Source organism: Cohnella xylanilytica, from assembly GCF_014212175.1.
In the GTDB taxonomy this organism is placed as follows: Bacteria; Bacillota; Bacilli; order Paenibacillales; family Paenibacillaceae; genus Cohnella; species Cohnella xylanilytica.
The window spans coordinates 18,076-43,378 of record NZ_JACJVR010000022.1 but is presented as its reverse complement, the minus strand read 5'-3'; the positions used below and the strand labels follow the sequence as shown (position 1 = coordinate 43,378).

Below are 25,303 nucleotides of genomic sequence, written 5' to 3'. Positions count from 1 at the left end.
AACGCCTACGTACGTTATCGGTGCGGGATGGCGGATTCGGATAGAATGGAGACGGAGAAGACGGCAATGAGTATGTGGGACGGCAATTGGGCAAGCTTGGCGGGAACGGCGGAGAGCAAGGCGTCCGCCCGCCTCGCGGAGACGGACGACATCGCGGAACGCAACCAGTGGAAGGTCATTCGGGCGTTCCAGAAGCATAAAGTGAGCGACTTCCACTTCGAGGGGTCGACCGGTTACGGCTACAACGACAGAGGCCGCGAAGTGCTGGACGAAGTGTACGCCGACGTCTTCGGGGCGGAGGCGGCCATCGTCCGGCCTCATCTCGTCTCGGGGACGCACACGATCGGGGCGGCCCTGTTCGGCGTGCTCCGGCCCGGCGACGAGATCGTGTTCGCGACGGGCAGACCCTACGATACGCTGCATAAGGTCATCGGCTTCGAAGGCGACGGAACGGGCTCTCTCGCCGATTGGGGCGTGAAGGCCAAGATCGTGCCGCTTGCCGCCGGAGGCGCGGTCGATTGGGACGGCGTCGAGGCGGCCGTGACGGAGAAGACCCGCGTATTCGCCTTGCAGCGCTCGCGGGGCTACGATTGGCGGCCGTCGTTCACGGTCGCTCAGCTCGGGGAGATGGCGGAGCGGCTCAAGCGGCTGAAGCCGGACGCGGTCGTCTTCGCGGACAACTGCTACGGAGAATTCACCGAAGACCGCGAGCCGACGGAGGTCGGAGTCGATCTGATCGCGGGCTCGCTGATCAAGAACCCGGGCGGGGGCCTCGCCGCGAGCGGAGGCTATATCGCCGGGCGCAGAGATTTGGTGGAGCTGGCCGCCTATCGGGTGACGGTACCGGGGATCGGCGGGGAAGTCGGGGCGATGCTCGGGACGACCCGGGCTATTTACCAGGGACTGTTCCTCGCTCCGCTGCTTGTCGGACAAGCGGTCAAAGGGAGCATCTTCGCCGCGTCCGTCTTCGAGGAGCTCGGCTTCGAGACGCATCCGCGGCGGGGAGACGAACGCACGGACCTGATTCAGGCCGTCCGGTTCGCTTCGGCCGAGCAGCTGATCGCGTTCGTCCAGGCGATCCAGAAGGCGGCGGCGGTCGATTCGCACGTCGTCCCCGAGCCTTGGGACATGCCGGGCTACGAGCATCCCGTCATCATGGCGGCGGGCACGTTCATCCAAGGCGGCAGCCTGGAGCTGTCCGCGGACGCGCCCATTCGCGAACCTTACATCGCGTTCATGCAGGGCGGACTCACCTATGCGCATGTCAAATTCGCGGTACGCCAGGTGTTAGAGGACTTCCATCGTCTCGGCTTGCTCTAGCGGGACGGACCGAAGGCTTCGACTTTTTGCGCCAAAAGAATTCGTTATCAAACCTTACATTCCTTGACACCTTTGTGGGATGAAGTTACAATGGAAGTGGTTACACAAATCAAGCGTCAAGATGGAAGGTTGATACGATATGGCTGCTGGCGACGAGATACGCAGGAATATGGCGTTGTTCCCGATCGGGATCGTCATGAAGCTGACGGACCTGACGGCCAGGCAAATTCGTTATTATGAACAACATGAGCTTATTCAACCGGCCCGTACGGCAGGGAATCAGAGGTTGTTCTCGTTCAACGACGTCGAGCGTCTGCTCGAGATCAAGTCGTTGATCGAGAAAGGCGTGAATATCGCCGGAATCAAGCAAGTGATGAACCCGGTCGGCGAAGGCGAGGACACCGGGACGATCATCAACGAGCAATCGGAGGTCAAGCGCCGCGAGCTGTCCGATACGCAGCTTCACCGGATGCTGAAGCAGCAGCTGATGGGCGCCAAGCGGCCGGGCCAGGTCTCCCTGATCCAAGGGGAGCTCTCGCGCTTCTTCAAGAACAAGTAATCCGAGTCAAGACCATTCAAGGAGGTTGCCATGAGCACGAATTATACGCGCGAAGACATCCTGCGGATCGCGAAGGAAGAGAACGTACGCTTCATCCGCCTGCAATTCACCGACCTGATGGGCATCATCAAGAACGTCGAGATTCCGGTCAGCCAGCTCGAGAAGGCGCTCGACAACAAGATGATGTTCGACGGCTCTTCGATCGAAGGCTACGTGCGGATCGAGGAATCCGACATGTATCTGTACCCGGACCTGAGCACCTGGGTCGTCTTCCCGTGGGTCACCCAGGACCGCGTCGCCCGCTTGATCTGCGACGTCTACATGCCGGACGGCACGCCGTTCGCCGGCGACCCGCGCGGCATTCTGAAGCGCGTGCTCGAGGAAGCCGAAGAGATGGGCTTCACCGCGATGAACGTCGGCCCGGAGCCTGAATTCTTCCTGTTCCAGACGGACGAGAAGGGCAATCCGACGACCGAACTGAACGACCAAGGCGGCTACTTCGACCTGGCTCCGACCGATCTCGGCGAGAACTGCCGCCGCGACATCGTGCTTATGCTCGAAGAGATGGGCTTCGAGATCGAAGCTTCCCACCACGAGGTCGCTCCCGGCCAGCACGAGATCGACTTCAAGTACGCGGACGCCATTCGCGCCGCCGACCAGATCCAGACGTTCAAGCTCGTCGTCAAGACGATCGCGCGCCAGCACGGCCTGCACGCGACGTTCATGCCGAAGCCGCTGTTCGGAATGAACGGCTCCGGCATGCACTGCCACCAGTCGCTGTTCCGCGGCGGGGAGAACGCGTTCTACGACGCGAACGACAAGCTGGGCCTCAGCCAGACGGCCCGCCAATACATGGCCGGCATTCTGAAGCACGCCCGCGGCATGGCGGCCATCACGAACCCGACCGTCAACTCGTACAAGCGTCTCGTTCCCGGCTACGAAGCTCCGTGCTACGTCGCCTGGTCGGCCAGCAACCGCAGCCCGATGATCCGGATCCCGGCTTCCCGCGGCCTCAGCACCCGCGTCGAAGTGCGCAACCCGGATCCGGCGGCCAACCCGTACCTGGCTCTCGCGGTCATGCTGAAGGCCGGCTTGGACGGCATCCGCAACAAGACGCCGCTTCCGGCTCCGGTCGACCGCAATATCTATGTCATGACCGAGGAAGAGCGCATCGACGCCAACATCCCGAGCTTGCCGCTTAACCTGCGCGAGGCTCTCGCGGAGATGCTCCGCGACGAAGTCGTCTGCGAAGCGCTCGGAGATCACGCTCTGACTCACTTCTACGAGATGAAGGAGATCGAGTACGATATGTACCGCACCCAGGTTCACCAATGGGAGCGGGATCAGTACTTGACGATGTATTGATTGGCGACGAACGAAGAAGCGAGACGCCTCCGAAGAAGGTCCGATGGAACAGCCGTTCTATCGGGCCCTCGGACGGGGCGTTTTTTTATTTAAACTTTATTGGATGTTAGATCGTTTTAATATTAGGCATCCTGTAGAGTAGTCATAAAATACGATTGAGTATTCAATTGAAGCAACTCAATTTTAGGTATTTAGTTGCAAAAAAATAAAATTTAATAACTATAGGAAAAAAGTAAAATAATTGTATAATAATCATGTTCTTGGGACAATAAAATTGAAATGGAGGATGAGTAATGTTAGAAAAGAAGAATTTTTTATTAAGTAAAGAAAAAGTAACAAAGTCAATTGTTGCCTTTTCGGTGTTTTCCATTATTTGCATCAATCAATCTGCATCTGCTTATGTAACCCCGTCTCGATCTATTTTCATAGATTCAACATGTCCTGTTGGGAGCGCTAGTTATGTCTTAGGGGTTGACCGAGGCAGCGAAAATGGCTTTTTTCCAGAAGCGGAACTAGGGCGAGTTTACTTCAACTGGTATACAAATGGTGTGTTTTCTGGAAGTAAGCAGTCTGAAGATAGCACTCAACCCATCAATGTAGAAGCTAAAACAGCTTCTTGTACACACAAATCGTCGAATGATTATGAAATGAGATGGAGTGAACATTGGGAATATGAGGATGGTAATGACTACGATTTTGCTGGAACGGAATATTGGGAGGGTGACTAAATGAAAAAAGCACTTGTAAAAACGTTGTTTTCTTGTGTGGTTGCAGGTGGCTCCATCTTTGGAATCGCGCAGTTAACGAATGCTGATCAACCTGAGACTTTTCAAGAAGCATTCAAAAATGGAACCGCACATATCAATCATCATCGGCCTTTTCTTGAAACAAAGAAACCAGAGTTGGCTTCTTTTTTACAGAACAGTTGGAAACGCGGCGAAGCGGCTGTACTGAAGAGTATCGGCGAAGAATCCAAATCGGAATGGAAATTGGTCAATGCCGGCGATGTTGATTTGGAATTTACAAACAAAATGACGATAAAAGAAGCCTCTTCCTTCAATCGAGTCTTGATGGGTAAAGAAACGAACGGCGCATTAGAAATCGGCGATGTGTTCCCTGCGGTATTGATTCACTCCGATCTTCAACGGGTTATCCAGTTTTGGGAACGAAAAAATGGTGATGTCGTTTACTTTGATTTGCAAAAAGATGATTCCAATGAATGGCGATTAGTGAAAGGGCCGATCGAGATTCCAAAATAATACGGCTCTGCGGGAAAGACGGAAGAACGGTTCCCTAACTTAATCATAAACCAAACAGGCCGCTTCGGTTCCGAAGCGGTTTATTTGTCGTTCGCCCACAATGGAAGCCATGTTTTCGGAACCGCTCTCTCCGTCACTTCGGGACCAACGATTAAATGCTGCGACTCTCGGGGTTGTTTGGCCAGTCCGCAAACCGTTGACATGCAACGTATCTTGCCGACCGCGGCGGGTCATACTTTAACGAATTCCATGTTCAAGGAGGGTGAGAATCGCATGAACACGCAGCGGGCGTCCGAGATCGCCGCATCGCCGGTCATGGCGAACGTGACGTTGAACGGGACTCCGGTGTACATTCAGCACGTCGACGAGGATACGGAGACGGCGCGGGTTTATCCGCTCGACAGCCCGGAGCGGGAGACCAACGTTCCGGTCGGCGAGCTGAAGGAGCATGCAGCCGACGGGTTGGAGACGGACGGGCCGATCGGCGGGCTAATGGGTTGCCCCACGGGAAGAGAATAGCATGCGGCAAAAGGTAAAAAAGGATCGTTCGACGGGGGATCCCCGAAGAACGATCCTTCTTCGATTCCATGGCGATTACTTGATGCTGCGAATCAGCCCGATAACCTTCCCGAGAATGCTCACCTTGTTCAGGCGAAGCGGCTCCATGGCGCTGTTCTGCGGCTGCAAGCGAATGTGGTCCCGTTCCTTGTAGAACGTCTTGACGGTCGCTTCGTCGTCTTCCGTCATGGCCACGACGATGTCGCCGTTATTGGCGGATTGCTGCTGGCGCACGATGACGAAGTCGCCGCTATGGATGCCGGCTTCGATCATGCTGTCCCCGACGACGGTGAGCATGAACACCTGCTGGTCGCCTACCATGGCTTCGGGAAGAGGGTAGTAATCCTCGATATTCTCCGTGGCGGTAATCGGGACGCCGGCCGTGACCTTGCCGACGAGAGGCACCTTGCGCACCGCGAAGGCGTAATGGGTGCTGGACTCCCCGTCTTCGTCCAGAATCTCGATCGCGCGGGGCTTCGTCGGGTCCCGGCGGATCAGGCCCTTCTTCTCGAGGCGGTCCAGATGGCCATGAACGGTGGAGCTCGAAGCGAGGCCGACGGCTTCGCCGATCTCGCGGACGGAAGGGGGATACCCCTTGTCCTTCACTTCGTTCTTAATGAATTCCAATATCGCCGTCTGGCGGTTAGACATCTTCGACACGCCCGTTACCTCCTGAATGGAAGAGTTCATATGACAAATTATAACACAGAACCGAAGTTCGCACAAACATTCGTTCTCTCGGAACAAATGTTCTAAATTATGGTTGATTCAAACGTATGTTCGTGTTATTATGAAACCAGAACAAATGTTTGGGGAGCGGTGAGTCGATATGGTACATGCATGGGTTATCGGATCCGGATCCAACGAAGGGAATCGCGGAACGTTCGCGAGCTCGAACCCGGGCTCGAATCGATATAAGAAGGTAGAAGGGGAACGCGGCGGAAGGCGTTCGGGCGTCGCCAAGAGAGAAGCAGGTTGGAAGCTGGCCCGGTTGTCGTTCTTGTTCGCGGCGTTCGTCATCCTGTTCGCGGGATTCTCGTTCATGCGTTCGTTCGCGGACGAATCCGCGGCCAAGCCGGTTTCCGCGGAGGAACGGGTCGTCTTGGTAGACAGCGGAGACACGCTGTGGTCGATCGCGGAGAGCGTGAAGCAGGAAGGGATGGATACGCGCGCCGTCATCCATCAGATCAAGAAGCGCAACGACTTGACCTCGTCTTCCTTGCGGAGCGGCGACCGGCTGATTATCCCTGCTACGGTTCTCAAGACATAGGATCATATGTTCGCATATTTGTGTCAGCTTGTTCGGGTTGAGATACTATTAATGAAGCGAGAGAGATCGGAGGCGTCCCGCAGACGTCCCGGTCTCTTTTTTGTCGTCCGGACGATTTGGCCGGCAGGGGGCGGGAGCGCTTGGGCGCCTTGACACGTCTAGTGGAAAATGTCAAAGTAGAAGAGGGTTTTCACGCACGGAACACGGGAAGGAGAGTGAACGAATCATGGAGGAATTGGTAGCGAGAATTAACGAGCTCGCCCGTAAACATAAAACGATCGGCCTGACGGAAGAGGAATTGGCCGAACGCGACTCGCTTCGCAAGAAGTACCTGGCGAACTTCCGCAAGTCATTCCGTTATCAACTCGACGGCATCGAGTTTACGGACGAACCGCCGAAGTCGGGTATCCGCCATTAACGTATCGCAGAGCAACAGCCGCGGCCGCAGCCGCCATGACCGAGGGGGATTCATCGCAATGTCACGTTCCTGGGAACGCATGGTAGAACGCAATTCGAAGCAAATCAACAAGCGGCGCAAGAAGGAAGGCAAGGGCGCCATCGCCGCGCCGGCCCAACAGATCGACCGCTTCCAGGGGCGCAGCTATATCGTGCCGACGCTGCTCGTTCTGCTGGCGGTTCTGATCGTTCTGATCTCGCAGCCTTGGTCGGAAGCGTTCCAGCAGACCGCCAGCATGTTCTGGGTAACCGTAGGCTTATATTTGCTGCTGGCCGTGTTCTACTATCTTCGCCGGCCGTATCTGGCCGTCGGCAAGGACTTCCTGGAGACGCGCCGCTTCTCCGGCTACAAGCGGCTGAAGCCGACCGAGATCCGCAAGCTCGTCCAACAGCCGGGCTATATTATCGTAGAGACGGTGAAGGGCGGCAATTGGGTTTTCTCGCGGTTCATGAACCGGTTTCCGATCGAGAAGATGGGGGAGAGACTTCACGCGTTCGCGACGCTGCATCATATCGAATGGGAATTGAAGAGCAAATAGAGACAGCCGTACATCGGGGAGAGGGACCGCATTCATGACGATCAGAGCCGTATTGTTTGATTTGGACGACACTCTGCTGTGGGACGAGCGCAGCATCAAGGAAGCCTTCGAATCGACCTGCCGGGTCGGAGCGGAAGCCGCCGGCTTGGACGCCGACGCTCTGGAAGCTTCCGTCCGCAAGGAAGCGAGAGCCTTGTACGAGAGCTACGAGACGTTCTCTTTCACCCAGATGATCGGCATCAACCCGTTCGAGGGTCTGTGGGGGAACTTCACGCACGGAGATCATCCGATGTTCCGCAAGCTGGAGCAGATCGCGCCGGGTTATCGCCGCGACGCGTGGACGCGCGGGCTGGCCGCCCTCGGAGTCGACGATCCCGAGCTCGGAGCGAAGCTGGCCGAGCTGTTCCCGGCGCAGCGGCGCGGATTGCCTCACGTCTACGAAGAGACGTTCGAGGTGCTCGACATCCTGCGCGAGTCTTACAAGCTGCTGCTGCTCACGAACGGCTCGCCCGATCTTCAGCAGGAGAAGCTGGACGGCGTGCCGGCCATCGCCCCGTACTTCGACGCGATCGTCATCTCCGGCCACTTCGGCGAAGGCAAGCCGTCGCCCCGCCTGTTCCGGCATGCGATGGACAAGCTCGGCATCTCGGCCGAAGAGGGCGTCATGGTCGGCGACAAGCTGACGACCGACATTCAGGGTGCCAACGGAGTGGGCATGACGTCCGTCTGGATCAACCGCCACGGGATCGAGCGGACCGGAGACATCGTGCCGAGCCACGAGATCGCGAGCCTAAGGGATCTGATTCCTTTGCTCAACCGATTGAACGGCTAAAGACAAAAATCCCCTGCCGGAGGAACGGACGTTCCGGGGCAGGGGATTTGTCTTGAAGCGAAGAGTCACTTAACGAACGCGGGATCTTCGAACGGATGGGCGATCCAGCCTTCGGTCTCGATGAACAGGCGAACGGCCACGACCTTGCGGAGGTCGGTCAGCGTGAAGAAGTGCGGGTTGCCTTCCGGTACGGAGATGACGTCGCCGGGCGAGAGGATGACGTCGAAGTAGCCGACCGAATCGTCGCCCTTGATGATGAAGATGCCTTCGCCAGCCGTAATGGCGCGGACTTCGTCTTCGGTGTGGGTGTGAACCTGCTCGAACTTCTTCAGCAGATCCTCGATGTTCGGCGTGTTCTCGCTCAGGACGACGATGTCCCAAGTCTTGTAGCCGCGGCGGGCGGCCAAGTCTTCGATCTCCGTCTTGAACGTGGAGAGAATCTCATCCTTGTCTTCCGCGCTAAGGTTGAAGTTCTCCTGAAGGCGCTCCGGCAGCTTCTTCGGATCCCAGTGTTCGTACAGAACGGATTGCTTCTCCAGGAAGGAACGCACGTTCTCTTCGCCTTGAATCAGTTCGCCGGTATTGCGGACCTTAATCTTGGCCATGGATTATTCCTTCTTTCCCAATATGAATTAGTGACTTGATTATAACCCAATTTCCGTCCGGTGTCGACTAAGCGGCTATACACATCTTTCCGGGATCATCCGATTCTGGTAGTATAGAGCTTAATGATTTTGCAGACGAAGGAAGAGGCATCTAACATGACTTTAACGTATACCAAACCGACATTGCAAGAGGCGCTCGAGAAGCGAATTCTCATTCTCGACGGCGCGATGGGCACGATGATCCAGCAAGCCGGGTTGACGGCCGAGGACTTCGGCGGGGAAGAGCTGGAAGGCTGCAACGAGATGCTCGTCCTGACCCGGCCGGACGTCATCTTCGGCATCCACTCCGCTTATCTGGAGGCCGGAGCGGATATTATCGAGACGAACACGTTCGGCGCGACCGCCGTCGTGCTCGCGGAATACGACATCCCCGGGAAGGCGCGGGAGATTAACCTCGCGGCGGCCAAGCTCGCCCGCGAAGCCTGCGACAAATATTCGACGCCGGAGAAGCCCCGCTATGCGGCCGGAGCGCTCGGACCGACGACGAAGACGCTGTCGGTCACGGGCGGCGTAACGTTCGACCAGCTGGTCGACGATTATCGCGAGCAGACGGTCGCCCTTATCGAAGGCGGCGTCGACGCGATCCTGATCGAGACGTGCCAGGATACGCTAAACGTCAAGGCGGCCGGCATCGGCGTCCGCCAAGCGTTCGAGAAGACGGGACGCGACCTTCCCGTCATGATCAGCGGCACGATCGAACCGATGGGAACGACGCTCGCGGGTCAGAATATCGAATCCTTCTATATTTCCCTCGAACACTTGAACCCGGTCTCGGTCGGCTTAAACTGCGCGACCGGTCCGGAATTTATGCGCGACCATATCCGCACGCTGTCCTCGCTCGCGCATACGGCGATCAGCTGCTATCCGAACGCGGGGCTGCCGGACGAGAACGGGCATTACCACGAATCCCCGGAATCGCTCGCGAAGAAGCTGCGCGCGTTCGCCGAGCAGGGCTGGCTGAACGTGGCTGGCGGCTGCTGCGGCACGACGCCGGCGCATATCGCCGCGATCGCCGCCGCCATGGAGGGCGTCGCTCCCCGCAAGCGCGAAGGCGACCATCCGCCGGCCGTCTCCGGCATCGAGACGGTGTACATCGAGAACGAGAGCCGTCCGTACATGGTCGGCGAACGGACGAACGTGCTCGGCTCCCGCAAGTTCAAGCGGCTGATCGCGGAGGGCAAGTACGAGGAAGCGTCCGAGATCGCCCGCGCCCAGGTGAAGAACGGGGCTCACGTCATCGACGTGTGCGTGCAGGATCCGGACCGCGACGAAGCGTCGGATATGAAGAAGTTCCTCGAATTCGTCACGAAGAAGGTCAAGGCTCCGCTTATGATCGACACGACCGACCCGGCCGTCATCGAGCTGTCCTTCAAATACATTCAAGGCAAGTCGATCATCAACTCGATCAACCTCGAGGACGGGGAAGAGAAGTTCGAGAAGGTCGTGCCGATCGTGCACCGTTACGGCGCCGCCGTCGTCGTCGGAACGATCGACGAACGGGGGCAGGCGATCAAGCGGGAAGACAAGCTGGACGTCGCGGTCCGCTCGCACGATCTTCTCGTGAACAAGTACGGGCTGGCGAGCGAGGATATTATTTTCGACCCTCTCGTCTTCCCCGTCGGCACCGGCGACGAGCAATACATCGGCTCCGCGAAGGAGACGATCGAAGGCATTCGCCTCATCAAGCAGGCGCTGCCCAAGTGCCAGACGATCCTCGGCATCAGCAACATCTCGTTCGGCTTGCCGGACGCGGGCCGGGAAGTGCTGAACTCGGTGTTCCTGTACGAGTGCACGAAGGCCGGGCTCGACTACGCGATCGTCAACACCGAGAAGCTGGAGCGCTACGCGTCCATTCCGGAGCACGAGCGCCACTTGGCGGAGAAGCTGCTCTACGAGACGAACGACGAGACGCTGGCTGCGTTCGTGGCCGCGTTCCGCGACAAGAAGGTCGAGAAGAAGGTCAAGGCCGACAATCTGTCGCTCGAGGAGAGACTCGCCAATTACGTCGTGGAAGGCAGCAAGGAAGGGCTATTCGCCGATCTGGACGAAGCCCTGAAGAAGTACGCGCCGCTCGACATCATCAACGGACCTCTTATGGACGGGATGTCGGAGGTCGGCCGGCTGTTCAACAACAACGAACTGATCGTCGCCGAGGTGCTGCAGAGCGCGGAAGTGATGAAGGCGTCCGTCGCCCATCTCGAGCCGCACATGGAGAAGGCCGATTCCGCCGTGAAGGGGAAAATCATGCTCGCCACCGTCAAGGGAGACGTGCATGACATCGGCAAAAACCTCGTCGAGATCATTCTCGCCAACAACGGCTACAAGATCGTCAACCTCGGCATCAAGGTGCCGCCGGAGCAGTTGATCGAAGCGTACCGCGCCGAGAAGCCGGACGCGATCGGCCTGTCGGGGCTGCTCGTCAAGTCCGCGCAGCAGATGGTGCTGACCGCGCAGGACCTGCGCAACGCGGGCATCGACGCGCCGATTCTCGTCGGCGGGGCGGCGCTGACGCGCAAGTTCACGAAGACGCGGATCGCGCCCGAATACGACGGGGTCGTGCTCTACGCGAAGGACGCGATGGACGGGCTCGATCTGGCGAACAAGCTGAGCGATCCCGCGCAGCGTACCCGGATCGAAGAGGAGCATCGGGCGGCGCTCGCGCTTCTGTCGGAAGAAGGGGAGACGAAGAAGGAGCTTCCGGAGCTCACGCGGGCGCGCCGCTCGAACATCTCCCAGGACGCGCCGCTGTTCACGCCGCCGGACTACGAGCGTCACGTGCTTCGCGATTACCCGCTGAGCCACGTGCTGCCGTACGTCAACTTCCAGATGCTGCTCGGCCACCATCTCGGCGTCAAGGGCAAGGTGGAAGAGCTGCTCGCGGCCGGCGACGAGAAGACGGTGCAGCTCAAGGCGACGGTCGACGAGCTGATGGCGGAGGCCCAGCGGCACGGCTGGCTGAAGCCGCAGGGGATGTACCGCTTCTTCCCGGCCCAATCGGACGGCAACGATATTCTGATCTACGACCCGCAGGATAAGACGAAGGTGCTGAAGCGGTTCTCGTTCCCGCGCCAGGCGGTCGAGCCGTTCCTCTGCCTGTCGGACTTCCTGCGTTCGGTGGAGAGCGGAGTCATGGACACGGTCGGCTTCCTCGTCGTTACGGCGGGCCAAGGCGCCCGGGAGCAGGCGGAGTATTGGAAGGAGAAGGGCGATTATCTCCGCTCGCACGCGCTGCTGTCCACGGCGCTCGAAGTCGCCGAGGGGATGGCGGAACGCGTCCACCAGATCATGCGGGACAATTGGGGCTTCCCGGACCCGGTCGAGATGACGATGAAGCAGCGGTTCGGCGCGCGCTACCAAGGCATCCGCGTGTCGTTCGGCTACCCGGCCTGCCCGGATCTGGAGGACCAGGGGCCGCTGTTCGAGCTGATGAAGCCGGAGGATATCGGCGTTCATCTGACCGAAGGCTTCATGATGGAGCCGGAGGCGTCGGTATCGGCCATGGTGTTCGCGCATCCGGAGGCGCAATATTTTAACGTCGATAAAAGTTAATGGCGTTAATTGCGCGAGGGACCGCGTGCGGGAACTTTCCAGGGACTGAGATGGGGACGGGGATTTTTAGCGAGTGTTCGACTAGGCGGAAAAAACGTCTTGTTTAGACGGTTGCCGGCACGAGGTCGCTGAATAAGCGGAAAAAACCGTCTTGTTGGGACGGCTCCCGGCGTAAGGCGTATAACAAGCTATTCTCGAACACTTCTTCAAAATCAAAACGGGTGCGCTTCCTCCTCGGAAGTCGCACCCGTTCCGCGTTAAAGGCATCAGGACTCGTCTTCGATCTCCGATTCCATACCCTCGATCGCGTGACGGCGGCGGGCGTTCTTGTCCGAGATCGCTTCGGCTTCTTCGGAGCCGATCTCGTCCGCGTGCTCGTCCAGGTACTCTTCCGCTTCTTCCAGGTTCCCCTGGGTGTTCTGCACCGCGTTCCGCAGGCGCTCCGCGTTATTGGAACGATCGTCCGGCTTCGCCATGTTCGCATTCTCCTTTGGAGTCGATTGGGATGGGCTCGCAGGCGCGCTCCCGTCCGATAGCATGGCAATCCCGCCGCCGTTCTATCCGCCGGGCCGCCGAATAAGTTTCTTCTTACGAACGGGTAACTTCCGTTTGATACGGAGCGAACAGTTCGCGGCTAATCTGGAGTCGTTAGCGGCATCGTTAGCCGCTACCCATCCGAGAGAAAGGCGGTCATCTCCATGGATACGGGCTCTCACCTGCTATTCGGCGCGACGTTGGCGGGGGCGGCGCACTTAAGTCCTATCGTCCACGGCGACCCGGCCCTGTCGGGGGCCGTGCTGTGCGCGGCGCTGATCGGGTCCCACGCGCCCGACTTCGACGCCGTGTTCCGGCTCAAAGGAACCGACGCCTACGTGAAGCATCACCGCGGCTGGAGCCATTCGCTGCCGGCCCTGCTGCTGTGGCCGCTGCTTATCGCTCCCTTGACGGCGTGGGCGTTCGGGGAGTGGCCGCACGCGGCGATCGTGTTCGGCTGGGCGCTTCTGGCCGTCGTTCTTCACGTCGCGTTCGATCTGACGAACGCGTACGGGGTTCAGTGCCTGCTGCCGGTCCGCCGCGGCTGGCTGCACCTCGACTCGCTGTGCTTAACCGATCCGTTCCTGCTGCTCCTGCACGGAACCGCCTTTATCGTCTGGCTGGCGGGAGGCTGGAGCGCCCCCGGAACGGCGTTCCTCGCCGTCTGGCTGGCGACGGCCGGGTACGCGCTGCTGCGGATCGCGCACCACGGCTTGGCCGTGCGGCTCGTCAAGCGGCGGTTCCCCCGCGCGATCGCCGTGCACGTGCTGCCCGATCTTCTCTGGCATCGCTGGCATTACGTCGTCCAGACGGACGAAGGCTTCCGCATGGGACGCCTCGTCGGCCGGAAGCTGCAGCCGACGGCCCAGCTGCCGAGGGAGGAAGCCGACGCCCACGATTGCGTCCGGGCGTCGCGCCGGGTCTCGCACGTGCAGGCGCTCTTGCACTTCGCCAAGCGGGCGTACGTCCAGTGGCAGGAGCAGCCGGACGGCGGCTACCTGGTCACCTGGACGGACCTGAGGTTCTGGCGGGAGCGGGATTGGCCGTTCCGGGCCGAGGTTCGGCTCGACCGGCAGCTGAACGTGATCGATCAGAAGCTGGGCTGGCACAAGAAGGCTTGGGAACCGCCCTACGTATAAGGAATGCCGCAGCATGACGGAGGCCGTCCCGCCGGGGGCGGCTTTTTCATGCGCGTGGAATCGACCCTCCCCGGGGACCGGAAGTGGGGAGGGGGCGGGGGAAGAGAGAGAATTTTCAGACAGCGGAAATATTCTTTTCCCGGGAAAGCGCAGGACCCGACATTCGTTGTCGACAAGAAGCGGAAACGCGTGAAAACGCAAGAAAACGGAGAGATAATCCCGGATCGCGGCAGGCGGGAGAGTCGAAGGAAGTTGCGCCGGAACGTTGAAGGGCGAACATGTATTCTGTACAATGGAGGAAAACGCATAAAAACATATAAATAGACGTACGAAGGAGATATCGCCGTGAATCCATGGACGGGTAAAGCGGCCACGGTAGAGGAATGGCTCGATCTGCTGAGAGGCCATCCCGAGATCATGGCCAACGTCACGCATTGGCATACCCAGCCCGCCAAGCCGGCGCGCACCGTTCCGATGCCGGCGGGCATGAACGGCAAGCTGGCGGAGGCGCTCGCGAGCAAGGGCATCCGAGAACTGTATACGCATCAAGCCGCTTCCTATCGGGCGGTGAGAGAAGGCAAGAACGTCGTCACGGTAACCCCGACGGCGTCGGGCAAGACGCTCTGCTACAACCTGCCCGTTCTCGAGCATCTGCTCGCCGACGACAGCGTGCGGGCCCTGTACCTGTTCCCGACGAAGGCGCTGGCGCAGGATCAGGTCGCGGAGCTGCAGGAGCTGGCCAACCTGATGGAAGCCGACATCAAGACGCACACCTACGACGGGGACACGCCGCCGACGGTCCGCCAGGCGATTCGCAACGCGGGCCACATTATCGTGACCAATCCGGACATGCTGCATTCCGCCATCCTGCCGCATCATACGAAGTGGGTCAAGCTGTTCGAGAACGTCAAGTACATCGTTATCGACGAGCTGCACGCCTACCGGGGCGTATTCGGCAGCCACGTCGCGAACGTCATCCGGAGGCTGAAGCGGATCTGCCGGTTCTACGGCAGCAACCCGCAGTTCCTGTGCGCCTCCGCGACGATCCGCAACCCTCGGGAGCACGCCGAGAGGCTGCTCGGAGAGCCGGTGGAACTGGTCGACGACAACGGCGCCCCGTCGGGCGAGAAGCACCTCGTTTTCTACAACCCGCCGGTCGTCAACCAGCAGCTCGGCATCCGCAAGTCGAGCGTCCTGGAATCGCAGAAGCTGGCCGGCCTGCTGCTGAAGAGCGGCATCCAGACGATCGTGTTCGCGCGAAGCCGCGTCCGGGTCGAGATTCTGCTCACCTATCTGCAGGATCTCGTCAAGCGCGAGCTCGGGACGAAGTCGATCCGGGGCTATCGCGGGGGCTATCTGCCGAAGCAGCGGCGGGAGATCGAACGGGGGCTCCGAAGCGGGGAGATTCGCGGCGTCGTCAGCACGAACGCGCTCGAGCTCGGCATCGACATCGGCCAGCTGCAGGCGTGCGTCCTGAACGGCTATCCCGGCTCGATCGCCAGCACGTGGCAGCAGTCGGGCCGGGCGGGACGTCGCCACGGGAGCTCGGTGACGTTCCTCGTCGCGAGCAGCAACCCGCTGGATCAGTATCTGATCCAGAATCCGGATTATTTTCTCGGCACGCCGCCGGAGGAAGCCCGCATTCATCCCGACAATCTGCTCATTCTGCTCGACCACGTCAAGTGCGCCGCTTACGAGCTGCCGTTCGAGGAGGGAGACACGTTCGGGGGCGAGAAGCTGAGCGACCTGCTCGAATTTCTGGCGGAGGAGAAGGTGCTCCACCGGGCGGGCGACCGCTGGTACTGGATGGAGCAGGCATTCCCGGCGCATAACGTCTCGCTCCGCTCCGCGGCGCAGGAGAACTTCGTCATCATCGACATGACGGAGGGCCACAAGGTCATCGGCGAGGTCGACCGGTTCGGCGCTCCGACGCTCATCCACGAGGAAGCGATCTACATCCACGAAGGCGTCCAGTACCAGGTCGAGAAGCTCGATTATCCGGAGAAAAAAGCGTACGTCCGCCAGGTGAACGTCGACTACTTCACGGATGCGAGCCTGGCGGTGGAGCTGAAGGTGCTGCATGCGGACCGGGAGACGACGAGCGGGCCGATCGTGCGGCAGTACGGGGAAGTCAGCGTCACGGCGAAGCCGACGATCTTCAAGAAGATCCGCCTGCGCACGCACGAGAACATCGGCTCGGGCCCCATCCATCTGCCCGAGGAGGAGCTGCACACGAGCGCCTACTGGTTCTCGTTCGCCGAGGAAGCGGAAGCCGGGATGAACGCGAACGACATGCAGATGGCTTTGCTCGGCCTCGCGAACGTGCTGATCCATCTGGCGCCGCTGCATCTCATGTGCGACCCGTTCGACATCCGGGTCGTGCCTCAAGTGAAGTCGACGCACGCGAAGAAGCCGACGATCTACTTCTACGACCGGTATCCGGGTGGAATCGGGCTTAGCCAGCGGCTGTACGAGATGCACGACGAGCTGCTGGAGGAAGCGGAGCGGCTCATCGTCGGCTGCGGCTGCCTGAGCGGCTGCCCGGCCTGCGTCGGGCCGATCGAGGAAGTCGGCCTGCTGGGCAAGGAGCTGTCGCTCGGCCTGCTGCGAAGGACGCGTGGTACCGCATGAGCGGCGGGCTGCGCGAGCGGCTGGAGCGGCTAAGGGCGCAAGCGGCGGCGGCGAAGGCCGCGGACGAGGCGTATATCGCCCAAGCGAAGGCGGAGACGGCGGCGGAGGAGCGGGAGGGCGCGGCTGCTCAAGCCCTCGCTCGGCCGGGGGCGGCCGGACTCGATGCGGCCTCGTCGACCGGAGAAGCGGCGGCGGTTGCGGTCGCCCGGGAAGCGGAGAAGGAGAAGGCGCAGTCGGAGCTTCATCCTTCGTTCGCGCGGCTCGGAGTAGAGCAGGCCGACAACGAGTTCGGCAGCTTCCTGCTCCGCCGCCTCGCCTATCCCCTCGCCAGCCGGCACGGACTGTACGAGCTGCGCGAGCTGCTCGACTACGCGCCGTGGCTGGAACCCGTCGCCTCGAGGCAGAATAAGGGGGCGGACGACTTGTCGGGCCTCCCGATCGAAGCCGGACGGCTGCTGTTCCTCGACACGGAGACGACCGGGCTCGGCGTCGGGGCCGGCAACGTGCCGTTCATGATCGGGATCGGCTACGTCGAACCGGCGGAAGGCAAGCTGTACGTGGAGCAGACGCTCATCCGCCATCCCGGGGAAGAGAAGGCGATGCTCCATTACTTGCTCGGCCGGATGGCGAACCGCACGCATCTCGTCACGTACAACGGACGCTCCTTCGACTGGCCGGTGCTGGCCGGCCGCTATATTCTGAACGGCTGGCGCCGCAAGGGCCCCGAGCCCGGCCACCTCGACTTCCTGCACCCGTCGCGCGCGCTGTGGCGCAACACGCTGGAATCGTGCCGGCTGAGCCGGATCGAGCAGGATCGGCTCGGCATCGCGAGAGAGGAGGACGTGCCCGGCTCCCTCGCCCCGGAGCTGTACGTCAAATTCCTGAGCGACGGGGACGCCGCCCACTTGGAGGGCGTCTACCTGCACAACGAACGCGACGTGCTGACGCTCGTGACGCTGGCGACCCACTTCGGAGCGCTGCTGGCGGGAAGCGGGCGGCTCGGCCTCGGCGAAGAAGCCGCCGGCGACGGCATCCCCGAAGCGGCGGAGGAGCTGTTCCGGACGGCCGCCTGGCTAGACGCCCACGGAAGAACGGACCGTTCGGAGCGGCTCTTCGAAGCGCTGGCCGCCCGGCAGGACGAGGCGGCGTCGAGATGGTGGCTCAAGACCGCGCTTCGCTACAAGAAGCTGGGGCGGTTCGAAGCGGCCGTCCCGCTCTGGCTGCGGGCGGCGGACCGGGCGGAGAAGGCGGCGTTCCCGTCGTACGAAGCCCATGTCGAGCTGGCGATGTTCTACGAGCACCGCGCGAAGAACGCCTCCGAGGCGCTCCGGTTCGCCGAGAGGGCGCTCGAGCTGGCGCTCCGGCGGCCGGTCTCGGCCCGGGAGCAGGCCCGAATCCGCGAAGAGCGGGAGGGGCTGCGGCACCGGGTGGAGCGATTGCGCCGCAAATCGCGGGGAAGCCGAACCTGATCTTGCCCCCCGTCGTCAAAAAGGGTATTGTTGGAGAATGGCGACAGCCGACATAATCCGATAGCGAAGGCGAGTGAACCGTCCTCATGAATCCATATCCGCACGAGCCGACGACCCTTCCGCGCGCGCCCAAGGCGCTGCTGTTCGACCTGGACGGCACGCTGTACCGGGGGGATGAACCGGTACCCGGGGCGGATAAGCTTATAGAAGCTTTAACCGCGCGCGGACTGCCCTGCTGGTACCTGACCAACAATTCGACGCGGACGCCGTCGCAAGTGGCGGACCACTTGCATAGAATGGGCATTCCCGCGAAGGCCGAACAAGTGATTACGTCCGCGGAAGCGGCCGCGGCCTACGCGAAGACGAGACATCCCGCAGCGTCCGCCTTCGTCATCGGCGAGCACGGGCTGCAGGAGGCGATGCGCGAAGCGGGGTTCCGCTCTCCCGAAGGGGGCGCCGCCGACATCGTCGTGCAAGGCATCGACCGCTCTCTGACATACGACCGGCTGACGGAAGCGCTCGGCCATCTCTTGAACGGAGCGGAGTATCTGCTGACGAATCCGGACCGCCAGCTCCCTGTCGAGGGCGGCGTGCTGCCGGGCGCCGGCAGCATCGCGGCCGCTCTTCAAGCGGCCAGCGGCGTCGAGCCGACGGTGATCGGCAAGCCTTCGCCGATCCTGATGGACTTCGCGCTCGCGAGGGCGGGAGTCGCGGCTTCCGAAGCTTGGGTCGTCGGCGACAACCCGCTCACCGATATCGCCGCCGGCCTCGCCGCGGGCTGCCCGTCCGTGCTCGTCCTGACCGGACTGTGCGCGGAGGAAGACTGGCGCCGCAAGTGCGAAGCGGCGGGAGCCCTGCCGGACCTCGTCTGCCGGGGACCGGCCGAATTGGGCGCTTATTTGGAACGATACTTACGAACCGAGTGAAGAACCGACGAAGGGATGAACGTCATCATGCCGGAATGGCCGGAAATGGATACTTATCGGCGCCTGCTCTCGCCGCTCGTCTGCGGGCATGCGATCGAAGCGGTCGAAGTGAACCGGGAGAAAACGATCAACGAACCGGTCGGCGAATTCCAAGCCGCCCTGACGGGGCGCAAGGTGCTGTTCGTGGAACGCCGGGGCAAGCATCTGCTGTTCCATCTGGACGACGGCAACCGCCTCCTGCTTCATCTGATGCTCGGGGGCTGGCTCTACTACGGACCCCGGCCGGAGAAGGAAGACAGCACGTACCAGGTCGTTCTGACCTTCGACGACGGCAACCGTCTCTTCTTCGGGGGCCTGCGGCTCGGCTACCTGCATCGCCTCAGCGCGAAGAGCGCGCTCGAGAAGCTGAAGGACCTGGGTCCCGATCCGTTCGACTCCCGCCTGACGCCCGAGGCGTTCGCGAAGCGGCTCGGAGCCCGGCGCGGCAAGCTGAAGCCGACCCTCGTCGACCAGAAGCTCGTGTCCGGCATCGGCAACTGCTATTCGGACGAGATCTGCTTCGACGCGGAGGTGCTGCCGACCGCCTCGATTCCCGATCTGACGGAAGAGACGAAGCTTCGTCTCTATCGCTCGATGCGGAAGGTGCTTGAGGAAGCGACGACGAACGGCGGCTACATGGACCGCAAGTTCACGGAAGATGACACGTACGTAGGCGGGCACGACGACCGCGTCCGCGTGTACGACCGGGAAGGGGAGCCTTGTCCTCGGTGCGGGAGCCCGATCCGGCTCGAGATCGTCTCTTCGCGCAAGATGTTTTTCTGCCCGGCCTGCCAGAAGGATCGCTAGCATGATCGCCGGAAGCCATCTAAGCACCCGCCGAGGCTACCGGGAAGCGGCTCGCGCGGCCGTCCGGATCGGAGGCAGCGCGTTCCAGTATTTTCCGAAGAATCCGAGAAGCATCCAGATCAAGGACTTCGACCGCCAGGAGGCGCTGCGCTGCGCCGAATGGTGCAGGGAGAACGACGTCGCTTCGGTCGCCCACGGCCCGTATCCGGTCAACCCGGCGGCGGAGGGGGCCGTCTCCGAGCAGATGGCCGCCTGCACGCTGAACGACCTCGAGATCGCGGAAGCGTGCGGCTCGGTCGGCGTCGTCGTGCACTTCGGCATCGCCAAAGGGGACGACCCGTTACACGGCTACCAAAATGTTATACAATGGATCAATCGAGTGCTCGCCCGCTGGCAAGGGAACGCGAAGATTCTGCTCGAGAACCAGGCCGGCGACCACGGCCCGTTCGGGACGACGCCGGAGGAGCTCGTTACCGTGCGCTCGCTGTGCGAACGGCCCGAAGGGGTCGGCTTCTGCCTGGACACGTGCCACCTGTTCGCGAGCGGACAGTGGAGCGGCCCGGATTGGGACGAATTCCGGGCGCGCGCGGCGAAGCTCGGGTTCTGGGACCATCTCGCCGTCGTTCATCTGAACGATTCGCGATACCCTTCCGGTTCTCGGCGCGACAGGCACGCGAGGATCGGGGAGGGGCACATCGGGGAAGAACGGCTCCGGCGGCTGGCGTCCAGCCCGGAGCTTAAGAACGTCCCTTTTATTCTGGAGACGCCGGCCGGACCGAGCGGCACCCATGCCGAAGAGATCGGGCTCGTCCGGCGCTGGGAGCGGTTGGAGGAGATTCCGTGATCAACGTTTATCTGGATGATGTACGTCCCTGCCCGCAAGGCTTCGTGGCCGCCCGGTCCGCGGAGGAATGCTTGCTGCTGCTGGCGGAGTGCGAGGTCGACGTGCTGTCGCTCGACTTCGAGCTCGGTCTCGGCCAGCCGAACGGCTTGTCCGTCGTTCACGGCATGATCGCGACGGCGCGTTACCCGAAGAGGGTCTACGTGCATTCGTCGAGCATGATGGGCCGGGCGCAGATGGTGAGGGCGCTGCGGGACGCGGCGCCGCCCGGGCTCGCCGTTCACGACGGCCCGATGCCGGCGGCGGTGCTGGCCGAAGCGGCTGTCTCCATGGTTCGGAAGGACGGCGGCGAATGAAGGAATGGGAAGCGGGCTCCTGGGAGCGGGAGCTGGAAGGGCGAAGCGCGCCCCGCGTCTTGTTCGTCCATACGCCGCTGTGCGGTACGTGCGCGCTTGCGAAGCGCATGCTGGGCATTGTCGAGACGATGAGGCCGGAGCTCGAGATCGCCTCCGCGAACCTGAACGTCATGCCCGGCCTCGCCGAACGCTTCCGGATCGAGAGCGTTCCTTGCCTGCTCGTCCGGGGGGAGGACGGGGCATGGACCAAGACGTACCGGTTCGGTTCCGTCGTGGAGCTGTCCGAACGCCTTGCCGCCGTCCGCAAGGCTGCCCCCGTTGACGGGGAGTCCGGCCTTGCGGACGGCGCCGGGGAGCATTCGGCAGACGGCTCCGGAGAGTCGCGATAGCGATAACGAGAGAATGGCGTCAGAACGAGTGACGAGATAGCGCGATTCGCGGTGTACGAGTCGCGGTGTACGAGTTGCGGTTGTACAAAGGACGCGATAGTTCGAGAGCGCCTCCGCTTCCGCGAAGACGCGAACCGGGGGACGCGCGCAAGAGGACGCGAATGTGGAGAACGCCGGAGAGGAGACGGAAGTATGATCAAGCTGGACCACCTTACGCTGCGACGCGGCCAGAGGGACATTCTGCGCGGCGTCGATCTCGAGGTGAAGGAAGGCGAGCACTGGGTGCTGCTCGGCCGCAATGGCTGCGGCAAGACGACGGTGCTCGAGATGATCAACGGCTACCTGTTCCCGACGACGGGGAAGGTGAGCGTGCTCGGCCACTTGTACGGGACGGTGGACCTGCGCGAGGTGCGCAAGGAGATCGGATACATAGGACCTTCCTTGATCGAGAAATTTACGTTAAGAGACCCGGTATGGGAGATCGTCGTCGGCGGAGCCTACGCGTACCTGCGAGTGTACGAGGAAGTGCCGGAAGAGGTTCGCGAGAGGGCGCAAGCCGAGCTGGAGCGGGTCGGCTTCGGCCACATGGCGGAGCAATCGTTCGGGACGTTGTCGCAGGGGGAACGCAAGAAGGTGCTGCTCGCGCGCACGATGATGGCCGATCCGAAGCTGCTTATCCTGGACGAGCCTTGCGCCGGCTTGGACCTGTACGAGCGGGAGAAATTCCTGGACGCGATGAGCGGACTCGCCCGCCGGAACATGTCCATGCTGTACGTTACGCATCATATCGAAGAGATCATCCCGATGTTCACGCACGTGGCGCTGATGGCGGACGGACGGATCGTGGCGGCGGGGCCGAAGCGAGAAGTGCTGACCCCGGAGCTGCTGCGCTCCGCGTACGACGTTCCCGTGACGGTGGAATGGCACGAAGACCGGCCTTGGATTCGGGTAGGAAAGGAAAACTAACAGAATGACCGATTACATTGCAACCGCCAACCCCGGCTTCGCTCCTTACGCGATGGAAGAGCTGAGGCGGCGGTTCCCCGGCGTCAAGCTGTCGGGTCTCGCCCCGGGAGAGACGTTCAAGCTGAGCTCCGGGGACATCCCGGGAGAGGAACTGATCGCCTCGCTGCGCAAGGACGAGCCGGTCTTCCTGCGGCATCTGTTCCCGGCGGACGAAGAAGCCGGGCTGACTGCGGATCCGGAAGAGACGGCCGGGACGATGATCCGCTTCGCGAAGGGCCTGGCGGCCAAGCTGGCCGGCTCGACGGTGGCGGTGCAAGTCCGCAAGTCGCCGGACAGTCCGTTCCCGTTCTCGTCGGCGGAGGGAAGGGACGCGATCGTTCCGGCGCTGCGGGAGCTCGGCGCGGAGCCGGTCGCGAGAGATTCGAAGCGGATCTTGTCCGTCTATGCCGCCAAAAAATCGCTTTATCTCGGCCTGTCCGCGCCTCGCGACAATCTGTCGGATTGGCCGGGCGGCGCCGTGCGGTTCCGGAGGGAGGAGGGCTTGATCTCCCGCGCCGCCTTCAAGCTGCTCGAAGCCGAGCGGACGTTCGGGCTCCCGCTGGGCGGCTTCGTGAACGCGCTCGACCTCGGAGCGGCGCCGGGCGGTTGGACGTCCGTCCTGCTGGAGCGGGGCGTCAAGGTCACGGCGGTCGACCCGGCGGAGATGCATCCTTCCCTCGAAGGGCATCCGCGCCTGCGCCATATTCGCCGGAACGCCGCGGAGCTGTCGTTCGCTCCCGGATCGTTCGACCTGCTCGTCTGCGACATGAGCTGGGACCCGCACCATACGTGCCGGATCGTGTCCGAGCTCGCTCCGGCCCTGTCGGCCGGCGCTTCGGGGATCGTCACGCTGAAGCTGATGTACCGCAAGCCGCTGCAGACGATCGACGACCTGGTCGGCGAGTACGCCAAGGCGTTCGAGATTTTGCGCGTCAAGCAGTTGTTTCATAACCGCGAAGAGGTTACACTATGGGTGAAACGCAAGCCCTGACGGACGGGAAAGCATCCCGCGCCGGAAGCGCGAAGCCAGCTCGGCTGGTCTCGCTCTTCCGCGCGGGATTTTTTTGTCCCCTGGACGCCCCGATAAGAGACCCGGCTTGCGAATGGTATAGGGATTCGTCCCTATCCGAGGAGGGTAACGGACATGGGAGGAAGAGAAGAGGCCGCGGAGCCCGTCTACCGGACCGAGCCGGGAAGCGTTCTCGCGGGCCGGTACCGGATCATCGGCGCGATCGGCCGCGGAGGCATGGGCAGCGTACATCTGGCGGAAGACGCGAGGCTCGGCGGCAAGCTCCGGGCGATCAAGCTGACGAAGCCGCTGCCCGAGGAGAGGGAAGCGTTCATCGCGGAGGCGAGGCTGCTCGGAAGGCTGCAGCACCCGCATCTGCCGCAGATCGTCGACTACTTCCCGCCGGACCGGAGCGGCGTCGCCTGCATCGTCATGGACTACGTCGCGGGGGAGACGCTCGGCGAGAGGTGGGCCCAGATGGGCGGCCACATCCCGTATCCGACGCTGCTCCGGTATATGCTGCAGCTGTGCGACGTGCTCCGCTATCTGCACGCGCAGGACCCGCCCGTCGTCTTCCGCGACCTGAAGCCGGGCAACGTGCTGATCGACGCCCGGGACCGGGCGATCCTCGTCGACTTCGGCATCGCCCGGCTGTACCGGGCGGGGGCGGATTCGGACACGCTGAGGCTAGGGACTCCGGGCTTCGCCGCGCCCGAGCAGCTGAAGGGCGAGCAGTCCGACGCCAGGACGGACCTGTACGGCCTGGGGGCGGTCGTCTACTACTTGCTCGCCGGCGGTTCGTTCGCCTACGGGCGGAACCCGCGGGCGAAGCTGGACCGGCTCGTGCCTCCCCGGTTCGCCGATCTGCTCGAGCGATTGCTCGCGGAGCGGCCCGAGGACCGTCCGGCGAGCGCCGACGAGCTGTTCCGCGAGCTGGAGGCGCTCGCGGCCGAGATTGGCGAGGAAGCGGAGCCGCAGGCGGGATTCGGATCGGGATTCGGCGATACGGGCGGGACCATGGGCGGCGGTTCGGGATCGGGCCGGGGACCGGGTTGGGGAGCGCAGGTGTATGCCTTCGTCTCCGCATATCCCGGCGCCGGGGCCAGCTTCGTCGCCTCCGCCTTGTCGGCTCGTCTGGCCGGGCTCGAAGCGCCGCACGCGCTCGTCGAATGCCCGGGCGGCGAGCCGGAGCTCTACTACGCGCTGGACGGAGACCGGAACCGTCCCGCCCGCGCCGCGTACGCCGACCCGGCCGGAGAGCTGCCTTCGGCGCCTTCGTGGAAGAAGGGGACCGCCGCCTATTATCCGCTGGATCCAGGTTCCGCCGGCATGCGGCCTCCGGAGAAGGCGTTCGCCTCTTGGCTGCGGAGGCTGGGTCCGGCCATCGTGCTGCTGGACGTGTCCAGCCGGTGGGAGACGCCGGGCGTCGCGGAATGGGTCGGCGCGTACGCCGACCGGCTATACGTCGTCGCCGACTGCTTGCCCGCGAAGTGGAATTCGCGCCGCCAGAGGGCGGTCTTGCGCATGGAGGAAGCGGCGAGAAGACGCGGCGCCGGATTCGGATGGATCGCCAATCGCGACCACGACTTCCCGCGCAGGGAAGATTGGCTCGCGACGTTCCCCGCGAAGCCTCTCCTCGCCATGCCGGCCGTTCCTCTGGACGAGGTCGCCCGGTCTCTCTGGCGGGGCGAACCGGTCCGGCCGGACAAGCGGATGTCGGAGCGAATGGATCGGTTCATCCGCAAGGAGTGGGTGGAGAAGCGGCCGCTGTTCCGTTAACGGCTCC

The 25,303-nt window shown here is 62.2% G+C and carries 24 protein-coding genes and 1 pseudogene; 22 read left to right on the top strand and 3 right to left on the bottom strand.

The window, feature by feature from the left end:
* Positions 1–72 precede the first annotated feature (72 nt).
* The 6 genes and pseudogenes from H7B90_RS07055 to H7B90_RS07030 all read left to right on the top strand — a co-directional run.
* Positions 73–1,320 (top strand): methionine gamma-lyase family protein, encoded by a 1,248-nt coding sequence (locus H7B90_RS07055; protein WP_185135175.1) that lies wholly within the window; start codon positions 73–75, stop codon positions 1,318–1,320.
* 139 nt (positions 1,321–1,459) lie between these two features.
* Positions 1,460–1,879 carry a MerR family transcriptional regulator gene (locus H7B90_RS07050; protein ID WP_185135160.1) on the top strand — a complete coding sequence of 140 codons (420 nt, stop codon included), beginning with the start codon at positions 1,460–1,462 and terminating at the stop codon, positions 1,877–1,879.
* A gap of 30 nt (positions 1,880–1,909) precedes the next feature.
* Positions 1,910–3,244 carry a type I glutamate--ammonia ligase gene (glnA, locus tag H7B90_RS07045; RefSeq protein WP_185135159.1) on the top strand — a complete coding sequence of 445 codons (1,335 nt, stop codon included), beginning with the start codon at positions 1,910–1,912 and terminating at the stop codon, positions 3,242–3,244.
* Positions 3,245–3,537: 293 nt separating this feature from the next.
* A complete protein-coding gene (locus H7B90_RS07040) occupies positions 3,538–3,972 on the top strand; it encodes a hypothetical protein (RefSeq protein WP_185135158.1) in 435 nt (144 codons plus the stop codon).
* A complete protein-coding gene (locus H7B90_RS07035; RefSeq protein WP_185135157.1) occupies positions 3,973–4,503 on the top strand; it encodes a hypothetical protein in 531 nt (176 codons plus the stop codon).
* A gap of 273 nt (positions 4,504–4,776) precedes the next feature.
* Positions 4,777–4,953: pseudogene (locus H7B90_RS07030) on the top strand (small acid-soluble spore protein H); the annotation flags it as partial.
* Between the two features lie 144 nt (positions 4,954–5,097).
* Here H7B90_RS07030 and lexA read toward each other — a convergent pair.
* Complete coding sequence (gene lexA / locus H7B90_RS07025) at positions 5,098–5,721, bottom strand: transcriptional repressor LexA (protein WP_185135155.1); 624 nt, start codon at positions 5,719–5,721, stop codon at positions 5,098–5,100.
* Positions 5,722–5,890: 169 nt separating this feature from the next.
* Here lexA and yneA point away from each other — a divergent pair, with 169 nt between their 5' ends.
* The 4 genes from yneA (at position 5,891) to H7B90_RS07005 (ending at position 8,158) form a co-directional block, all read left to right on the top strand.
* Positions 5,891–6,331, top strand: coding sequence for a cell division suppressor protein YneA (yneA, locus tag H7B90_RS07020; protein ID WP_185135154.1), 441 nt, complete (start codon positions 5,891–5,893; stop codon positions 6,329–6,331).
* A gap of 226 nt (positions 6,332–6,557) precedes the next feature.
* Complete coding sequence (locus tag H7B90_RS07015) at positions 6,558–6,749, top strand: DUF896 domain-containing protein (RefSeq protein WP_185135153.1); 192 nt, start codon at positions 6,558–6,560, stop codon at positions 6,747–6,749.
* Between the two features lie 58 nt (positions 6,750–6,807).
* Positions 6,808–7,326 carry a hypothetical protein gene (locus H7B90_RS07010; protein ID WP_185135152.1) on the top strand — a complete coding sequence of 173 codons (519 nt, stop codon included), beginning with the start codon at positions 6,808–6,810 and terminating at the stop codon, positions 7,324–7,326.
* 34 nt (positions 7,327–7,360) lie between these two features.
* Entirely contained in the window at positions 7,361–8,158 is a 798-nt protein-coding gene (locus tag H7B90_RS07005; RefSeq protein ID WP_185135151.1) for an HAD family hydrolase, read from the top strand.
* Positions 8,159–8,223: 65 nt separating this feature from the next.
* Here the strand turns inward: H7B90_RS07005 and mtnD are convergent, their stop codons facing one another.
* Positions 8,224–8,763 carry an acireductone dioxygenase gene (gene mtnD, locus H7B90_RS07000; RefSeq protein WP_185135150.1) on the bottom strand — a complete coding sequence of 180 codons (540 nt, stop codon included), beginning with the start codon at positions 8,761–8,763 and terminating at the stop codon, positions 8,224–8,226.
* A 156-nt stretch (positions 8,764–8,919) separates the two neighbouring features.
* Between mtnD and metH the strand changes: the two genes are divergently transcribed.
* Positions 8,920–12,372, top strand: coding sequence for a methionine synthase (gene metH, locus H7B90_RS06995; protein ID WP_185135149.1), 3,453 nt, complete (start codon positions 8,920–8,922; stop codon positions 12,370–12,372).
* A 266-nt stretch (positions 12,373–12,638) separates the two neighbouring features.
* On the opposite strand, the gene tlp is transcribed toward metH, so the two are convergent.
* The gene (gene tlp, locus H7B90_RS06990) at positions 12,639–12,848 is read right to left on the bottom strand and encodes a small acid-soluble spore protein Tlp (RefSeq protein WP_185135148.1); all 210 of its coding nucleotides are present in this window, start codon (positions 12,846–12,848) and stop codon (positions 12,639–12,641) included.
* Positions 12,849–13,070: 222 nt separating this feature from the next.
* On the opposite strand from tlp, the gene H7B90_RS06985 reads away from it, so the two are divergent.
* The 11 genes from H7B90_RS06985 to H7B90_RS06935 all read left to right on the top strand — a co-directional run bounded on the left by H7B90_RS06985 (position 13,071) and on the right by H7B90_RS06935 (position 25,296).
* On the top strand, positions 13,071–14,045 hold the full coding sequence (locus tag H7B90_RS06985) for a metal-dependent hydrolase (RefSeq protein WP_185135147.1): 975 nt from the start codon (positions 13,071–13,073) through the stop codon (positions 14,043–14,045).
* A gap of 345 nt (positions 14,046–14,390) precedes the next feature.
* Positions 14,391–16,676: a DEAD/DEAH box helicase gene (locus H7B90_RS06980; RefSeq protein WP_185135146.1), complete on the top strand. Its 2,286-nt coding sequence runs from the start codon at positions 14,391–14,393 to the stop codon at positions 16,674–16,676.
* Positions 16,673–18,145, top strand: coding sequence for a ribonuclease H-like domain-containing protein (locus H7B90_RS06975; RefSeq protein WP_185135145.1), 1,473 nt, complete (start codon positions 16,673–16,675; stop codon positions 18,143–18,145). Before H7B90_RS06980 ends, H7B90_RS06975 begins: the two co-directional genes overlap by 4 nt.
* An 86-nt stretch (positions 18,146–18,231) precedes the next feature.
* The gene (locus H7B90_RS06970; RefSeq protein WP_185135144.1) at positions 18,232–19,071 is read left to right on the top strand and encodes an HAD-IIA family hydrolase; all 840 of its coding nucleotides are present in this window, start codon (positions 18,232–18,234) and stop codon (positions 19,069–19,071) included.
* Between the two features lie 27 nt (positions 19,072–19,098).
* A complete protein-coding gene (gene mutM / locus H7B90_RS06965; RefSeq protein WP_185135143.1) occupies positions 19,099–19,917 on the top strand; it encodes a bifunctional DNA-formamidopyrimidine glycosylase/DNA-(apurinic or apyrimidinic site) lyase in 819 nt (272 codons plus the stop codon).
* A 1-nt stretch (position 19,918) separates the two neighbouring features.
* Positions 19,919–20,761 carry a deoxyribonuclease IV gene (locus tag H7B90_RS06960; protein WP_185135142.1) on the top strand — a complete coding sequence of 281 codons (843 nt, stop codon included), beginning with the start codon at positions 19,919–19,921 and terminating at the stop codon, positions 20,759–20,761.
* Complete coding sequence (locus tag H7B90_RS06955; protein ID WP_185135141.1) at positions 20,758–21,114, top strand: cyclic-phosphate processing receiver domain-containing protein; 357 nt, start codon at positions 20,758–20,760, stop codon at positions 21,112–21,114. Before H7B90_RS06960 ends, H7B90_RS06955 begins: the two co-directional genes overlap by 4 nt.
* On the top strand, positions 21,111–21,503 hold the full coding sequence (locus tag H7B90_RS06950; protein ID WP_185135140.1) for a thioredoxin family protein: 393 nt from the start codon (positions 21,111–21,113) through the stop codon (positions 21,501–21,503). The genes H7B90_RS06955 and H7B90_RS06950 overlap by 4 nt, the downstream gene beginning before the upstream one ends.
* 192 nt (positions 21,504–21,695) lie before the next feature.
* The gene (locus tag H7B90_RS06945) at positions 21,696–22,469 is read left to right on the top strand and encodes an ABC transporter ATP-binding protein (protein ID WP_185135139.1); all 774 of its coding nucleotides are present in this window, start codon (positions 21,696–21,698) and stop codon (positions 22,467–22,469) included.
* A gap of 4 nt (positions 22,470–22,473) precedes the next feature.
* Positions 22,474–23,499 carry a 23S rRNA (cytidine(2498)-2'-O)-methyltransferase RlmM gene (locus H7B90_RS06940; RefSeq protein WP_185135138.1) on the top strand — a complete coding sequence of 342 codons (1,026 nt, stop codon included), beginning with the start codon at positions 22,474–22,476 and terminating at the stop codon, positions 23,497–23,499.
* A gap of 153 nt (positions 23,500–23,652) precedes the next feature.
* Positions 23,653–25,296, top strand: coding sequence for a serine/threonine-protein kinase (locus H7B90_RS06935; protein ID WP_185135137.1), 1,644 nt, complete (start codon positions 23,653–23,655; stop codon positions 25,294–25,296).
* Positions 25,297–25,303: the final 7 nt, after the last annotated feature.

Bases quoted from the DNA above. Each gene is read 5' to 3' on its own strand.
- H7B90_RS07055 (WP_185135175.1), top strand. From the start codon at position 73: ATGTGGGACGGCAATTGGGCAAGCTTGGCGGGAACGGCGGAGAGCAAG.
- H7B90_RS07050 (WP_185135160.1), top strand. From the start codon at position 1,460: ATGGCTGCTGGCGACGAGATACGCAGGAATATGGCGTTGTTCCCGATC.
- glnA (WP_185135159.1), top strand. From the start codon at position 1,910: ATGAGCACGAATTATACGCGCGAAGACATCCTGCGGATCGCGAAGGAA.
- H7B90_RS07040 (WP_185135158.1), top strand. From the start codon at position 3,538: ATGTTAGAAAAGAAGAATTTTTTATTAAGTAAAGAAAAAGTAACAAAG.
- H7B90_RS07035 (WP_185135157.1), top strand. From the start codon at position 3,973: ATGAAAAAAGCACTTGTAAAAACGTTGTTTTCTTGTGTGGTTGCAGGT.
- yneA (WP_185135154.1), top strand. From the start codon at position 5,891: ATGGTACATGCATGGGTTATCGGATCCGGATCCAACGAAGGGAATCGC.
- H7B90_RS07015 (WP_185135153.1), top strand. From the start codon at position 6,558: ATGGAGGAATTGGTAGCGAGAATTAACGAGCTCGCCCGTAAACATAAA.
- H7B90_RS07010 (WP_185135152.1), top strand. From the start codon at position 6,808: ATGTCACGTTCCTGGGAACGCATGGTAGAACGCAATTCGAAGCAAATC.
- H7B90_RS07005 (WP_185135151.1), top strand. From the start codon at position 7,361: ATGACGATCAGAGCCGTATTGTTTGATTTGGACGACACTCTGCTGTGG.
- mtnD (WP_185135150.1), bottom strand. From the start codon at position 8,763: ATGGCCAAGATTAAGGTCCGCAATACCGGCGAACTGATTCAAGGCGAA.
- metH (WP_185135149.1), top strand. From the start codon at position 8,920: ATGACTTTAACGTATACCAAACCGACATTGCAAGAGGCGCTCGAGAAG.
- tlp (WP_185135148.1), bottom strand. From the start codon at position 12,848: ATGGCGAAGCCGGACGATCGTTCCAATAACGCGGAGCGCCTGCGGAAC.
- H7B90_RS06985 (WP_185135147.1), top strand. From the start codon at position 13,071: ATGGATACGGGCTCTCACCTGCTATTCGGCGCGACGTTGGCGGGGGCG.
- H7B90_RS06975 (WP_185135145.1), top strand. From the start codon at position 16,673: ATGAGCGGCGGGCTGCGCGAGCGGCTGGAGCGGCTAAGGGCGCAAGCG.
- H7B90_RS06970 (WP_185135144.1), top strand. From the start codon at position 18,232: ATGAATCCATATCCGCACGAGCCGACGACCCTTCCGCGCGCGCCCAAG.
- mutM (WP_185135143.1), top strand. From the start codon at position 19,099: ATGCCGGAATGGCCGGAAATGGATACTTATCGGCGCCTGCTCTCGCCG.
- H7B90_RS06960 (WP_185135142.1), top strand. From the start codon at position 19,919: ATGATCGCCGGAAGCCATCTAAGCACCCGCCGAGGCTACCGGGAAGCG.
- H7B90_RS06950 (WP_185135140.1), top strand. From the start codon at position 21,111: ATGAAGGAATGGGAAGCGGGCTCCTGGGAGCGGGAGCTGGAAGGGCGA.
- H7B90_RS06945 (WP_185135139.1), top strand. From the start codon at position 21,696: ATGATCAAGCTGGACCACCTTACGCTGCGACGCGGCCAGAGGGACATT.
- H7B90_RS06940 (WP_185135138.1), top strand. From the start codon at position 22,474: ATGACCGATTACATTGCAACCGCCAACCCCGGCTTCGCTCCTTACGCG.
- H7B90_RS06935 (WP_185135137.1), top strand. From the start codon at position 23,653: ATGGGAGGAAGAGAAGAGGCCGCGGAGCCCGTCTACCGGACCGAGCCG.